11 protein-coding genes and 1 pseudogene are annotated in these 13,994 nt (G+C 68.3%); 6 read left to right on the top strand and 6 right to left on the bottom strand.

The features are described 5' to 3' along the window. Positions 1–146: 146 nt before the first annotated feature. From ACRDSQ_RS26540 to ACRDSQ_RS26525, 4 genes are all read right to left on the bottom strand, one after another. Entirely contained in the window at positions 147–1,283 is a 1,137-nt protein-coding gene (locus ACRDSQ_RS26540; RefSeq protein ID WP_431424709.1) for an IS701 family transposase, read from the bottom strand. A 78-nt stretch (positions 1,284–1,361) separates the two neighbouring features. After that, positions 1,362–2,642 carry an AAA family ATPase gene (locus ACRDSQ_RS26535; RefSeq protein WP_431424707.1) on the bottom strand — a complete coding sequence of 427 codons (1,281 nt, stop codon included), beginning with the start codon at positions 2,640–2,642 and terminating at the stop codon, positions 1,362–1,364. Positions 2,643–2,810: 168 nt separating this feature from the next. Then, on the bottom strand, positions 2,811–4,049 hold the full coding sequence (locus ACRDSQ_RS26530; protein ID WP_431424706.1) for an HRDC domain-containing protein: 1,239 nt from the start codon (positions 4,047–4,049) through the stop codon (positions 2,811–2,813). Between the two features lie 140 nt (positions 4,050–4,189). Then, on the bottom strand, positions 4,190–4,906 hold the full coding sequence (locus ACRDSQ_RS26525; protein ID WP_035282988.1) for a response regulator: 717 nt from the start codon (positions 4,904–4,906) through the stop codon (positions 4,190–4,192). Between the two features lie 239 nt (positions 4,907–5,145). Between ACRDSQ_RS26525 and ACRDSQ_RS26520 the strand changes: the two genes are divergently transcribed. Then, positions 5,146–6,312, top strand: coding sequence for a dipeptidase (locus tag ACRDSQ_RS26520; RefSeq protein ID WP_431424700.1), 1,167 nt, complete (start codon positions 5,146–5,148; stop codon positions 6,310–6,312). 232 nt (positions 6,313–6,544) lie between these two features. Next, positions 6,545–8,995, top strand: coding sequence for a M14 family zinc carboxypeptidase (locus ACRDSQ_RS26515; protein WP_431424704.1), 2,451 nt, complete (start codon positions 6,545–6,547; stop codon positions 8,993–8,995). 56 nt (positions 8,996–9,051) lie between these two features. Here ACRDSQ_RS26515 and ACRDSQ_RS26510 read toward each other — a convergent pair whose 3' ends face one another. Together ACRDSQ_RS26510 and ACRDSQ_RS26505 are read right to left on the bottom strand one after the other, a co-directional pair. After that, positions 9,052–9,366 (bottom strand): hypothetical protein, encoded by a 315-nt coding sequence (locus tag ACRDSQ_RS26510; RefSeq protein WP_431424699.1) that lies wholly within the window; start codon positions 9,364–9,366, stop codon positions 9,052–9,054. A gap of 48 nt (positions 9,367–9,414) precedes the next feature. Next, a complete protein-coding gene (locus tag ACRDSQ_RS26505) occupies positions 9,415–9,978 on the bottom strand; it encodes a DUF3000 domain-containing protein (RefSeq protein WP_431424697.1) in 564 nt (187 codons plus the stop codon). 149 nt (positions 9,979–10,127) lie between these two features. Here ACRDSQ_RS26505 and hemE point away from each other — a divergent pair, with 149 nt between their 5' ends. The 4 genes and pseudogenes from hemE to ACRDSQ_RS26485 all read left to right on the top strand — a co-directional run. Continuing rightward, on the top strand, positions 10,128–11,222 hold the full coding sequence (gene hemE / locus ACRDSQ_RS26500; protein WP_431424695.1) for a uroporphyrinogen decarboxylase: 1,095 nt from the start codon (positions 10,128–10,130) through the stop codon (positions 11,220–11,222). Between the two features lie 5 nt (positions 11,223–11,227). Beyond that, on the top strand, positions 11,228–12,778 hold the full coding sequence (hemG, locus tag ACRDSQ_RS26495; protein ID WP_431424702.1) for a protoporphyrinogen oxidase: 1,551 nt from the start codon (positions 11,228–11,230) through the stop codon (positions 12,776–12,778). A gap of 12 nt (positions 12,779–12,790) precedes the next feature. Further along, complete coding sequence (gene hemQ, locus ACRDSQ_RS26490; protein ID WP_431424693.1) at positions 12,791–13,483, top strand: hydrogen peroxide-dependent heme synthase; 693 nt, start codon at positions 12,791–12,793, stop codon at positions 13,481–13,483. Between the two features lie 100 nt (positions 13,484–13,583). Continuing rightward, positions 13,584–13,994 (top strand): annotated as a pseudogene (locus ACRDSQ_RS26485) (CoA transferase); the annotation flags it as partial.

Genomic DNA, 13,994 nt, shown 5'->3' with positions numbered 1-13,994 from the left:
GATGCGTTGTCGCTGGTAGTGGCTTCGGCGGGCTCTGGTTTGGTGGAGTCTGCGCCAGTGTGACCAGTGTTCGGTGTGTATTTCGGGGTGGGTTGGTCGGGCGAGGGTGGCCCAGAGTCGTCTGATTTCGTTGCAGGACAACGGGATCAGGTGTTCATGTCCGGGTCTGGTTCCCCCTTTTGGTCTCGTTGGCGTTCGGTGTGGGCGGTGACGGCGAGGAACGCGGCGGCGAGCATGGACAGGGTGATGTGTCGGTACCAGGCGTCGTATTTGCGGACCTGGTAGTGGTCGAGTCCGGTTTCGTTCTTGGCGAATTGGAAGGTTTCCTCGACGGCCCAACGGGATCCGGCGACGCGGACGAGTTCGGCGACGGGCACCGGGTGGCGGGTGTGGCAGATGTAGTAGGCCAGTTCGGTCGGTGTGCTGATCGAGCGGCGGACCATCAGCATGTGCGTGTCGGCGCCGGGATCGAGCAGCAGCCAGTCGTAGAGCCGGTCACCTTTGCTGCCCGCACCCGCGGAGAGGCGTTGCCAGCCCTTGCGTGGCGCCAGGGCTGCGAGCGCGTCGGCCCGTGCCGGGCCGGTCGGGGTGGTGAACGTGGCATCGCAGGAGACCGCCATGACGTAGTCAAGGTCGTGATCCTGCAGCCAGGTCCGCAATCCCGGGTTGTCGCCGTAGGCCTCGTCCGCGGTGAACCACGGCACGGCGCCCCCAGCGTCGAGCAGCCGGCCCAGCATGCGCGCGACCAGCACGGGTTTGGTCGCGAACTCGACCTCGTCGCCGATCCCGGCCTCAGCGCAGCGCTCACGGTCATCGGTCCACGACACCGGAACATAGAGCTCGCGGTCGATCAACGCCCGACCCTTGGCTGAGACGTAGGTCAGGAACACGCCGAGTTGGCAGTTCTCGATCCGACCTGCAGTCCCGGAGTACATCCGTTGCACGCCAGCGGATTTCGTTCCCTTCTTCAGGAATCCGGTCTCGTCGGCCACGAACACCCCGCTACTGTCGGCGAGGTGTTCCAGCACGTAGGAGCGGAGGTCGTCGCGCACCTTCTCGGCGTCCCAGCGGTAGAAGTTCAGCAGCCGCTGCATGCCGTCCGGGGTCAGATCACCGGCCTGCTCAGCCAGCGTCCAGGAGTTCTTCCTCTCCGCGCCCGAGAGCAGTCCGAGCACGTACATCCGGGCCCGACGCCGCGAGTCCGCCTGCGCGAAACGGCCAGCCACCAACGCGAACACGTCATCGAACCCGGCCTGCCACCGGGCTAGACGATCATCGAGCACCGGCAACGACGCGGACACCGCGTCCTCTTCGAGATCCACCACGCAGCGCAGTGGATCACGTCATCTCCACGACCGTGATCACGACACGCCGACCGTGATCACACATTGCGGCTGCCGTACTAGACGACGCGGTTTAAAGTGGGTCAATGGATAAAGCGAAGACGCCCCGTCTGCATCTTTTTGAACGAACCAGATTTGATCTCGCTCCAGTGGAGCAGCATCTCCTACAAGGTTTCCCAGCAAAGTCGTATCGTGGCTGGTAAAGATCAACTGTGCGCCATACGGATTTGTCTCCGCGGAATTGAATAGCTTGATCAACTCGACAACCAGCCTTGGATGGAGACTGGCGTCGACTTCGTCAACCAACATGGTGTGCGCGTTGCGCAGGCAGGCCAGTGCTGGTCCACCAAGTGCGATAAGTGCTCGCGTCCCCAGTGATTCTGAACTGAAAGGCAGTGGAATTGGTGCATGCCCTATGCTTCCGCTGTGGGAGAGTTCCACTGAGGAAGTCACTGCTCTGAATGCTTCTTCCAGCAATTCGTCTGACCGGTACTTTGTGTCTGACAAGAGATCTGCAGACATTGCTTCGGTGAGCATTCTGAGTTTCTCGCGCACCTCGGGTGTGAGTTCCCTGTGTCGAACTTGAATGTCGCGAATACCAAGATCGGATGCTCGCAACAACTTGGTAAGTTGTTCCGCAAGCGCGGGTTGACTCTCCAGTTCGGCGATTGTGAAACGCAGGCGTTCGTCGAAATTCTCAGGACTAGCCATTCGTATGTTGCGAGCGAAGAGCGCGTAGAGTGATCCTAGCTGCTTGTGCTTCGCGGAGGCGGCCGCCGAAAGAAAGAGAGAATTTTCCCTGGTGATCTCTTGAATGACACGATTTCGGCCGGTCATACCTTTGCCGAAATACCATTCTTCTACTCCGTCGAACTCGCGCTCGAACCAGGTCTGCCTACGTCCAGTCGGGTAAGCGTAAAGATACTCTCGAACGACGCGGGTGGAATTGAACTCGAACCCATACTGGTAGCGGACCTCGTCCATGAGAACTTCGGCTTCGAAGGTGGTGTTTTGTTGGGCGAGATCAGGATCGAGTGCAAACGGTTCATGAGGCATTAATGAATCGGGTTGCCACTTCGCATACGAATCTGCCACCATGCTGGCCATGGTGGCGAGCGCATCTAGTATGTTAGATTTCCCGGATGCGTTACTCCCGTAGATTCCGGCGACCGTGCTGGGGCCTATCCGCCCGGTATTTTGGGTATCTTGATGGGCCGCAATGCGGCGACTGCGGATAAGTGAAAATTCCTGTTCATCTCGAAATGAACGGAAATTTCGAACCCGAAAAGTCAGCAGCATCGTCACTCCAGGCTTGAGTGAGGTCAAACTTAGCTTCTCAACCCTGCTTCCGCAAAGATTCTGCACAAGTTGACTCGACGGGGTGGGTAACCGGTCCATTGGGGAGACTGTCGAGCCTCTTGGTCACCTTTAGTGACCACAGTCACGGGTGCATCCCACAGCAGGGGATCAGGTCCCAGGAGCGGGAGTGGCGGGCTTCGCCCGCAAGGCGGTCGCGAGCGCGTCCGCGGTCAGACCGATCTGCCATTCGCGGGCCCCGCCCGCGCGCAGCGTCTCCATCACCGTGTCCAGGTCGGTCTCCGCAGGCGGCTGCCAGCAGGTGCGCCGCACCAGGTCCGGCTGCAGCAGGTTCTCCATCGGCAGCCGGTTCGCCTCGGCGATCGCGGTCAGCGCCGTCCGCGCGGCCGAGAGCCGGGCCGCCGCCTCCGGGAACTTGTCCGCCCACCGATTCGCGGGCGGCGGTCCGTCGTTGGGCGGCGACGGGTCCGGTAGTTCCGACTTGGGCAGCTCGGCCGCCGCGCGCAGCGCACGCATCCAGACACCCGCCAGCCGCCGCTGGGCGCGTCCCTTGAACACCGGCAGCTGCAGCAGCGCGTGCTCGTCGGCCGGGTTGACCGACGCGGCCTGGATGATGGCGCTGTCGGGCAGGACCCGGCCCGGCGCGATGTCGCGGTCGCGGGCCATCGTGTCCCGCGCCTCCCACAGGGCGCGGATGCCCGCGAGCCCGCGGGCCGTCCGGACGCTGTGGATGCCCGACGTGCGCCGCCAGGGCTCTTTGCGGGGCGCCGGTGGCCCGGCGGTGCGCAGCGCCTCGAACTCCTCCAGGGCCCACTCCAGCTTGCCCTGGTTGCGCAGCTCCTCCTCAAGCGCGTCGCGCAGCGGCACGAGCAGCTCGACGTCGAGGGCGGCGTAGTTCAGCCAGTCCAGCGGCAGCGGCCTGCGCGACCAGTCCGCGGCGCCGTGGCCCTTCTCCAGGTGATAGCCCAGCAGCAGCTCGACGAGGGTGCCCAGGGCGACCCGGTCGAACCCCGCGAGCCTGCCCGCCAGCTCGGTGTCGAACAGCTTGCGCGGCCGCAGGCCCAGCTCCGCCAGGCACGGCAGGTCCTGGGAGGCGGCGTGCAGCACCCACTCGTCCGCGTCGAGCGCGTCGATCAGGGGGTCGATCTCGTCGTTGATCGCGACCGGGTCGACGAGACACGTGCCGGAGCCTTCACGGCGGATCTGCACGAGATAGGCGCGCTGGGAGTAGCGGTAGCCCGACGCGCGCTCGGTGTCGACGGCGATGGGGCCGGAACCGGCGGCTATGCGCTCGGCCGCGCGGCGCAGGGCGTCGGCGTCGGCCACGACGTCGGGGGTGCCGTCTCGGGGTTCGGTGAGCAGCACCGGAGCCGGAGCAGCGGGGTCGATGGCTGCCGAGCCTGAGCTGGGTCCTGGTCCGGGGGTAGTCACGGCGAATGACCCTACGGCACGACGGAACAAGATCGCGCTAGATCAGCAGCAGTCGTGTGGCTGGGCCATGCCCAGCCCAGCCACACGACCGCTGTTGTCTAGCGGATGACGCCCGCCCGCATGGCGAGAGCCACCATCTGGGCGCGGTCGCCCGTGCCCAACTTCCGGCCGATCCGCGAGAGGTGAGACTTCACCGTGAGCGCCGAAAGGTTCAGCGCCTCGCCGATCTCCTTGTTGGACTGCCCGTCAGCGACGAGCTGGAGCACCTCCACCTCGCGAGCCGAAAGCTCACGCGGGGTGTTGTCGGTGCCCGGGACCCTTGTTCCCGTGGCGAGGACCGGCGCGACACTCGGGTCGGCGTAGACGCCGCCTTCGAGCACCCGTCGAACCCCGTCGGTCACCACGACCGGTGAAGCGGACTTCAGCAGGTACGCCTGAGCGCCTGCTTGGAAGGCCGACCGCACCGCGTACGGGTCGTCGGAAGAAGCCAGCACGACGATCCGCGGCCAACCGTGGCTGCGGAGCTCCGTGACGAGCTCGATCCCGCTACCGTCAGGCAACCCGAGGTCGAGAATCGCGAGGTCGCACGGACCAGTGGCCTGTGCTCGCGCTCTTGCCTCGGCCACCGTGGCGGCCTCGTGCACTGTGCCCGCGCCCATCTGCGTGAGCCGGGCGGCTATCGCCTCCCTCAACAGTGGGTGGTCGTCAACCACCAGCACTGAGAACAACTCTTCCCGCGGGTGCGGGACCATGTTCGCCGGCAATGAGCCGGCTGGCGTGGTTCGAACGGCCTGACCTAAGCCGACGGCAGCCACGTCACTACCTCCCTGGAGTCGGTCGTTGCCCCCCGACCGGCACTGGGACTTTCGACCAAACAGCCGCGCCGTTGGACCGAAAGTGGTGTCGACGAAGGCAGCCTAGCCGCCCAAGCGGGTTAGCGGGACGATCAATCGGGTAAGTATCCGATCGGGTTGTGACTGAGGGACGTGAATGTCCCACGATTGGGTGACTCACCGAATGGTGACGTAACGGATGTACACGGTCACACGATGGAATGAGGTCAGGGGTAGTGAAGAGCCCTGGATCCGACCGCGCTAGGCGACTTCTCGCCAGTACGCCGTTGGTCGATGGACACAATGATCTCCCGTGGGCGCTCCGGGAGAAATGGGGGCCCGCCCCCCGCGCCGCGGTAGCGGGCACCGACCTCTCCGTCGAACAGCCTGACCTGCACACGGACCTGGTCAAACTGCGTCGCGGCGGCGTCGGCGCGCAGTTCTGGTCGGTCTACGTCCCCTGTCAGCTGACCGGCCACTCCGCCGTCACCGCGGTCCTCGAACAGATCGAGATCGTGCACGGCCTGGCCGCTCGCTACCCCGACGATTTGCGCCTCGCCTACACCGCTGACCAGGCGGAATCCGCTTTCGCCGACGGTCGGGTCGCCTCCCTGCTGGGTGCCGAGGGTGGCCACTGCATCGCGGAATCCCTCGGTGTCCTGCGCGCGTTGCACCGGCTAGGGGTCCGTTATATGACCCTCACCCACAACGACAACACCCAATGGGCGGACTCCGCGACCGACGAACCGCAGGTCGGGGGCCTGTCGGACTTCGGTCGCGAGGTCGTCGCCGAGATGAACCGCCTCGGCATGCTCGTCGACCTCTCCCACGTCGCCGCGACGACTATGCGCGACGCCCTCGACGTGAGTACCGCGCCGGTCATCTTCAGTCACTCGTCTTGCCGAACGGTCACCGAGCATCCCCGAAATGTGCCCGATGACGTGCTGAAACGTCTCCCGGACAACGGCGGCGTGCTGATGGTGACCTTCGTTCCGCGGTTCATCTCCCCGGCCATCGCCGAGTGGGACGACCGACTCGCCGCGGCCATGGAACAGGCGGGGGAGAAGCACGCCGACCTCGCCGCCCGCGAGCGGTTCTGCGACACGTGGGAAGGCCGCCACGATCAGCCGCAAGCCACGTTGTCCGAGGTCGTGGCCCATTTCGAGCACGCGCGCGACGTTGTCGGGGTCGACCACATAGGGGTCGGCGGCGACTACGACGGCTGCGCGGTCTTCCCCGCGGGCCTGGAGAACGTGGGCACGTATCCGGCGCTGTTCGCCGCATTGCTGGACGCCGGGTGGAGTGAGGACGACTGCGCCAAGGTTGCTGGGCGTAACGTCCTGCGCGCTTTGCGTTGGGCCGAACGGGTGGCATCGCCGAACGAATAACTGGCAAAAGGTAAAAACTTCTTCGTCTTCGTGGCGGTATCGGGCCCGTCGTGGGCCCTCTGGACGCACCGACTCCACCAGACGTCCACTCAAGTTGATCTGGCAACTGGTAAACCGTCAATTCTGTTGATGACGTGGTTAGCGTCACGCTGCCGCCACGTTTGCGGGTGGCGGCGGATCTTGGGAGGAGACGGGCGTGAGCTCTTCAGTCAGACGTGTACCGGCGTGGCGGGTGGCCGCCGCGGTAGGACTCAGCGGGGCGGTGGTCATCGGCCTGACCTCGACGCCGGCCGGCGCGGAGGAGAACATCCTGCGCAGCGACTTCGCCGTCGCGCGGTCCTGCTTCGAGAAGCCCCTGCCCGCGGGCACCCGCGGCGCGGACCGACGCGAGGTGACCTCGACGGTCGACGGCCTCGTCCAGGCGCGGCTCAAGCCGCACGGCATGGGCACCGGTGACTGGGACGTCGCCGTGTTCGACAAGGCGACCGGCGCGGTCGTGTCCGCCTCCGCCGCGCTGCGCAGCTCCGAGCTGGCCGAGAGCTTCGTGACCAAGGGGCAGCAGCTGGTCGTGCAGGTCTGCCGCTACGCGGGAACCTCGCGCCAGGTCGCCCTCGGCGTCGACTTCCTCGCGCTCAACGCGCAGGGCGGGGCCACCCAGGCTGTCCAGCGCGCCGAGGTCGTGCGCGTCGAGACCCCGAACAAGCAGCAGAAGGACCGGCTCTTCGCGCTCGGCCTCGACGTCACCGAGAAGGCCGACGCCACCAGCGTCGAGGTCGTCCTCGCCAACGACGCCGACCGCGAGACCCTGCGCTCCAGCGGCATGAAGTCGACCGTCGTGCAGGGCGATTTGACCGCGCGCTCGATCGCCAACGCCAAGGCCGACAAGGAGTACGCGGCCAAGGTCGCGGACTCCGTGCTGCCCTCCGGGCGCACGTCCTACCGGCGCCACTACGAGTACGACTTCGACATGAAGGAGCTGGCCCGCAAGAACCCGGGGCTGGTCAAGGCCTTCACGCTGCCCGAGCCCACCTGGGAAGGCCGCGACGTCGTCGGCGTCGAGATCGCCTCGAACGTGGAGAACATCCGCGACGGCAAGGCCGTCAACTTCACGATGGGCATCCACCACGCGCGTGAGTGGCCCGCCGGTGAGCACGCCATGGAGTGGGCCATCGAGCTGGCGAAGGGCTACAAGGCGGGCGGTGAGCTGCGCACGCTGGTCGGCAAGACCCGCAACATCGTGGTGCCGATCGTCAACCCCGACGGCTTCAACATCTCCCGTGAAGCCGAGCCCAAGGGCGACTTCAGCCGCTTCGACTACGAGATGAAGCGCAAGAACTGCAACGTCAACGACTCCCCGGAGGCGTTCCGCACCGGCGTCTGCAAGGCGAACCCGGCGGGCCGCCTGCGCGGCACCGACCCCAACCGCAACTACGCGGGCTTCTGGGGCGGCGCGGGCGCGTCGACGGCGTGGAGCAGCGACACCTTCCGCGGCTCTGGCCCCTTCTCGGAGCCGGAGACCCGCAACGTCCGCTCGATCGTCTCCAACCGCCAGGTGACCAACCTGATCACCCTGCACACCTACTCGAACCTGGTGCTGCGCGTGCCCGGTGTGGCCGACGTCCGGCCGCCGCTCGACGAGCCCGCCTACAAGGCGCTCGGCGACAAGATGGCCTCGCGCAACGGCTACACCAGCCAGCCGTCGTGGGCGCTCTATGACACCACCGGGTCCACCGAGGACTGGTCGTACTTCGCCACCGGTGGCTGGGGCTTCACCTTCGAGGTCGGCCCCAACGAGTTCCACGGACCGTTCGCCGACGGCGTCGTCGCCGAGTACGCGGGCCTCGCACCGGCCGCGGGCGCGGGCAAGGGCGGCAACCGTCAGGCGTTCATCGACATGCTGGCCAACGCCGCCGACTCGACCACCCACGCGACGCTGACCGGTACCGCGCCGAAGGGCTACCAGCTGCAGGTGCGCAAGGCGTTCCAGACGCCGACCTCGCCGGTCGTGCAGCCGGACGGTTCGGTCAAGGAGCCCATCCAGGTCGCCGACGTGATCAAGGCCGACCTGCTCAGCCAGGGTGGCCGGTTCAGCTGGGCGGTCAACCCGTCGACCCGTCCGTACGTCGCGGGCCGCTACGGCCGCGACCCGCAGGGCCCGGCGCAGGCTCCGATCGCGCTGGCGAACCCGGCGGGCATCCCGGCGGAGAACACCAACTTCCCGTCCGACATGACCGCCGAGAGCATCCCGTTCCACATCGACGGCATGCCCGCGGTGGACAACGGGAAGATGGAGGTCACCGTCGAGTGGGGCACCGCCGACACCGACTGGGACCTCTACATCTTCGACTCGGCGGGCAACATCGTCAGCTCGTCGGCCAGCGGTGGCACGCGGACGGAGAAGGCGGTGCTCTTCGACCCGCCCGCGGGTGACTACACCGCGGTGATGGTCAACTACGAGCAGGGCGACCCGGCGACGCCGGACGACTGGTCGAACATGAACGTCAACTTCTTCTCGCCGCTGCCGACCACGTACGGCCCGAAGGAGCCCTACACCCTGACGTGCAGCGACCAGCGCGGCAGGCTCGTGGGCCTGGCGGAGGTCTACGCCGACCGCGGCCAGACCGTGGACGTCGGCGACGTCTGCACCCGCTCGGCGCTCGAGACCAAGGAACGCAAGAAGTAATCAGGTGAGTGAACGACGGCGGCCGGTGCCCAGCGCACCGGCCGCCGTCGCGTTTGTCAGACCTGACCGGGCCACTGCCCCGGCGCGGCGGGGTGCTGCTGCGGGATCGGCCCGGACTGCGGGGCCTGGCCTGGGTACTGCATCGGCATGTTCTGCGGCGCGCGCTGCGGCTCCGCGCCGGTCGGCCGGAACGCCATCGCGCCGAGCGAGGCGCCCATCGCCATGAACGCGCAGGCGAGGGACACCGCGATGGCCGCGGCGATCTCCACCGGCTTGGTGCTGTTCTCGCCGCCCAGGACGGCGGTGGTGATCACGCCCGCGAGGGCGCCGAGGTAGGCCAGGATGGCCAGGGAAATGCACGTCATTCGCATGTCAGCCGACCCTAGAGGGTCGAGTGACCGCGCGTTGAGCGAACGCGCTCAGTCTCCGGTTCGCTGGCCGAAAAGGGCGACACCGACCGGCGGGAGTCCCACGACGCTGGCCATGAGGTCGCAGAACGCCTCGCCGTGCGCGCGCAGGGCACCGGTCCGCGGGGTCCAGGAAGCGCGAAGTTCGAGGTCGTCGACCCGGGCCGGGCCCGCGATGTCGCCGAACCGGGCCGAGGAGGTGTCGGTGACGGTGCCGCCCAGCGCGGTGAACTCCGCGCCCGAGGCGGCCAGCGCGTCGGTCAGCCAGGACCAGCCGACGCTGGGCAGCAGCGGGTCGTCGGCCAGTTCGGCGTCAAGCTCGGCGCGGACATAGGCGACCACGCGCAGTACGCCCTCCCACGCCTCCTGGCCCTGCGGGTCGTGCAGGAGGATGAGTCGGCCGGTCGCCTGGACTTCCGCGGGGCCCACCGCCTCGGCGCTGATCGCGAACGCCCAAGGCGCCAGCCGTTGCGGCGGGCGGACCTCGGCGAGCTGCAGCTCCGGTCGAGGTCGCAGCGACTTCAGCGCCTCGACGGCCTGCCTGAAGAGTTCAGGCGCTGTCGACGTTCCGGTCACGACTGGTAACTGTAAGACCACCCGAGTCAGTGAGTTGGAACGGCGCGCCGAGTATTTGACGCTTGATTGCGCCACAGCGAGTGTGACATTGCCCGATTCGACTCCCGCTCGACCGCCGCGAGTCCGCGTCGTGGGACCATGGCGGGGCGATGACTGACATCAACACCGCCGTGAGGTCCCCGGCGAAGTCCGCCCGTCGAAGCCTGCCCGAGTCGCCGTTCCTGGTGGCCGCCCGAGGTGGGCGGCCCGCACGGGTCCCGGTCTGGTTCATGCGCCAGGCGGGCCGCTCGCTGCCCGAGTACCGGGCACTGCGGGCGGGCACCAAGATGCTGGCCGCCTGCTTCGACCCGGACCTGGTCTGCGAGATCACCATGCAGCCCGTGCGCAGGCACGGCGTGGACGCGGCGATCCTGTTCAGCGACATCGTGGTGCCGCTGGTCGCCGCCGGGGTCGACCTGGACATCGTCGCGGGCACCGGCCCGGTCGTGGCCTCGCCGATCCGCTCGGCCGAAGCGGTCGCCGCGCTGCCGACGCTCGATGCCGAGCAGGTCGAGCCGGTCGCCCAGGCAGTCCGGCTGCTGACCTCGGCGCTGGGCGACACCGCGCTGATCGGGTTCGCCGGGGCGCCGTTCACCCTGGCGTCGTACCTGGTGGAGGGCGGCCCGAGCCGCAACCACGAGCGCACCAAGGCGCTGATGTACTCCGACCCGGCGACGTGGCACGCGCTGCTCGACCGGCTCGCCGACATCGCCATGACGTTCCTGCGCGCCCAACTCGCCGCCGGCGTCGACGCGGTGCAGCTGTTCGACTCGTGGGCGGGCGCGCTGTCGCTCAAGGACTACCGCGAGTTCGTCCTGCCGCACTCGTCGAAGGTGCTGTCCGGCCTCGCCGACGCCGGCGTGCCCCGGATTCACTTCGGGGTCGGCACCGGTCACCTCTTGGGCGCCATGCGCGAGGCGGGGGCCGACGTGGTCGGCGTCGACTGGCGTACCCCGCTGGACACCGCGGTCTCGCGTCTCGCCGCCGTGCCGGGCTTCGAGTCCGGCCCGGTCGTGCAGGGCAACCTCGACCCGGCGGCCCTGTTCGCGGGCGACGAGGTCGTCCGGCGCGAGGTCGCGCGGATCATCTCGGAGGGCCAGGCGGCGCAGGGGCACGTGTTCAACCTGGGCCACGGGGTGCTCCCGGAGACGGACCCGGATGTGCTGACCAAGGTTGTCGACCTGGTGCACGGCTCCACCCGGTGAGCGCCGTGCGGGTGGCGGTGATCGGCGGCGGCATAGCCGGCCTGACCGCCGCGCACCGGCTGCGGGTCCTCCTGGGACCGGACGCGGTGATCACGGTCATCGAACGGTCCGACCGCCTCGGCGGCAAACTCCGCACCATCGACTTCGCCGGCATCCGCTACGACGTGGGCGCCGAGGCCTACCTGGCTCGCAGGCCGGAGGCCACGGCGCTGATCAACGAGCTGGGGTTGGAGATCACCCATCCCAGTGGAGCCCGCTCGACGGTGCGGGCGGGCGGGGTGACCCGGATGATCCCGGGCGGGACGATGCTGGGCATCCCAGCGGACCCGGCCGCTGTGGCGGAAGTCTTGTCCGATGAGGGCCGTGACCGGGTGGCGGCGGAGCGGACGCTCGCCCCGATCCGGCTGGAGGGCTCGGACATCGGCCTGGGAGCCCTGCTGCGCTCCCGGTATGGCGACGAACTGCCCGACCGGCTCATCGACCCGCTGCTTGGCGGGGTGTACGCGGGCAGCATCGACAACCTCGGTCTACGGGCGGCGATGCCCCAAATCGCCGCCGCCCTCGACGCGGGCGCGACATCACTCACGGCCGCCGCCAGAACAGTGCTCACCGCGGCGAGCAGTGCTCTCGGTTCAGAGCACCGCTCTCGCGGGAAGAGCAGTGCTCTCGTTTCGGAGCAGGCGTCCGATGTGAGGAGTGGTTCGCGGGGTTCCGGAGCGGTGCTCTCGTCAGAGAGCGATGCTCCCGGTTCCGGAGCGGTGCTTCCGGGTGGGAGCGGTGCTCCGGTTTTTGGCACTGTTCGCACTGGACTCGGCACCTTGGTCGAGCGGTTGGCGCGCGATGTCGACGTTCGGCTTGGCGTGCCGGTGCGGGAACTGATCAAGCGCGAGCATGGGTGGCGGCTGGTCCTCGGTGCCGCCGCGCCCGGGCATGAGCCTGCGGAGCCGGTGCTTGATGTGGACGCGGTCGTGGTCGCCGTGCCCCCACCCGCCGCGCGCAAGCTGTTCGACGGAGTGGTGCCAGTCGCCTCCGTCGCCTACTCGCGGATCGAGGTGGCGTCGGTCGGGGTGGTCGCGCTGGCCCTGCCCGAAGGCACCGAGTTGCCCGGCACCTCCGGCATCCTGGTCGGCGCAGGTGAGCGGCGGTCCGATGGCGCTCCGTTCGCCGTCAAGGCCTTCACCTACTCCGCCACCAAGTGGTCCCATCTCGACGCCGTCGTCGTTCGGGGTTCCGTGGGTCGCTTCGGTGACCCCGGTGCCCTTCGCGCCGATGACGAGGAGTTGGTGCGGTTGGTCCGCGCCGACCTGTTCGACCTCACCGGCGTCACCGCCCCGCCCATCGACGCCGTGGTCACCCGCTGGGGCGGCGGCCTCCCGCAGTACGGGGTCGGCCACACCGCTCTCGTGGCCCGCATCGAGGAGGCTGTGGCCGCCCACCCGGGCCTGGCCGTGGCCGGCGCCGCCCTGCACGGCGTCGGGATCCCCGCGTGCATCGGGACCGGCGAGGCCGCCGCCCGACGTGTCGCTGCCCACCTGCACACGCTCACCCGCGAATGAGACGATGAACCCATGGCCCGCCTGAACTACACCGAGCTCAACGACACCATCCGCTACACCATGTGGTCGGTGTTCCGCATCGAACCCGGTCGCCTGCCCGACGACCGCGGACTCGCGGGCTCGGAGGTGACTGACTACCTCGAGGGCCTCGACAGCAAGGGCGTCGTCGTGCGCGGCGTCTATGACGTCGCCGGGTTGCGGGCCGACGCCGACTACATGATCTGGTGGCACGCCGAGGAAGTCGAGCAGGTGCAGGCCGCCTACACCGGTTTCCGCCGCACCGCCCTCGGCAAGGCCTCAACCCCGGTCTGGAGCCAGGTCGCCCTGCACCGGCCCGCGGAGTTCAACCGCAGCCACATCCCCGCGTTCCTCGCGGGCGAGGAAGCACGCAAGTACATCTGCGTGTACCCGTTCGTCCGCTCCTACGAGTGGTACCTGCTGCCCGAGGACGAGCGCCGCAAGATGCTCGCCGACCATGGCAAGGAAGCCCGCGACTACCCGGACGTGCGCGCCAACACCGTCTCCTCGTTCGCCCTCGGCGACTACGAGTGGATGCTCGCCTTCGAGGCCGACGAACTCCACCGCATCGTCGACCTCATGCGCCACCTGCGCGGCACCGAGGCCCGCCTGCACGTGCGCGAGGAAATCCCGTTCTACACCGGCACCCGCGTACCCCCAGCCGAACTGGTCGCGAACCTGCCCTGACCGTCAACACCGTCCGACGGAGTACAGCTGGCTCATCGCGTCACCGACCGCCCGCCGCGTCGGGATCGCCGTCGAGCGGGTTGCCGGAGGCGGGAGGGACATGACCGAGAACATCCTGCCCGGCCCGTTCCGGGTAGCCCACGCAGCCGCGCGCTGCGTCGAGCGGGTCACCGTGGCGGCCGCCGACCTGTTGCGGGAGCGGGGAACCGACCCCGGCCTGGTCTCGACCGACGTCAGGCACGCGGCCGCCGCGTTTCGCAGCGAGCGGCACGTCCTGGTCGATGGCCGTTCGCCCGGTGACACCTGGGCCCCGCTGTCGGGCGACTACCGCGCCGCCGACGGCTGGGTGAAGCTGCACTGCAACTACCCCCACCACGAAGCCGCCGTCCGCGCCGTCCTCGGCGACGACGTCCCCGGCGAGGTGGCGCGCTGGCGGGCCCACGACGTCGCCGAAGCGGTGCTCGCCGCGGGTGGGGCGGCCGCGATGCTGCGCACGCGCGACGAGTGGCGG

The organism is Actinokineospora sp., assembly GCF_050699995.1.
In the GTDB taxonomy this organism is placed as follows: Bacteria; Actinomycetota; Actinomycetes; order Mycobacteriales; family Pseudonocardiaceae; genus Actinokineospora.
This window is presented reverse-complemented; position numbering and strand designations above follow the sequence as displayed.

Coding starts and splice junctions, on each gene's coding strand:
- ACRDSQ_RS26535 (WP_431424707.1), bottom strand. CDS start 2,642: ATGCTGCTGACTTTTCGGGTTCGAAATTTCCGTTCATTTCGAGATGAA.
- ACRDSQ_RS26520 (WP_431424700.1), top strand. CDS start 5,146: ATGAGGTCAGGGGTAGTGAAGAGCCCTGGATCCGACCGCGCTAGGCGA.
- ACRDSQ_RS26510 (WP_431424699.1), bottom strand. CDS start 9,366: ATGCGAATGACGTGCATTTCCCTGGCCATCCTGGCCTACCTCGGCGCC.
- hemE (WP_431424695.1), top strand. CDS start 10,128: ATGACTGACATCAACACCGCCGTGAGGTCCCCGGCGAAGTCCGCCCGT.
- hemQ (WP_431424693.1), top strand. CDS start 12,791: ATGGCCCGCCTGAACTACACCGAGCTCAACGACACCATCCGCTACACC.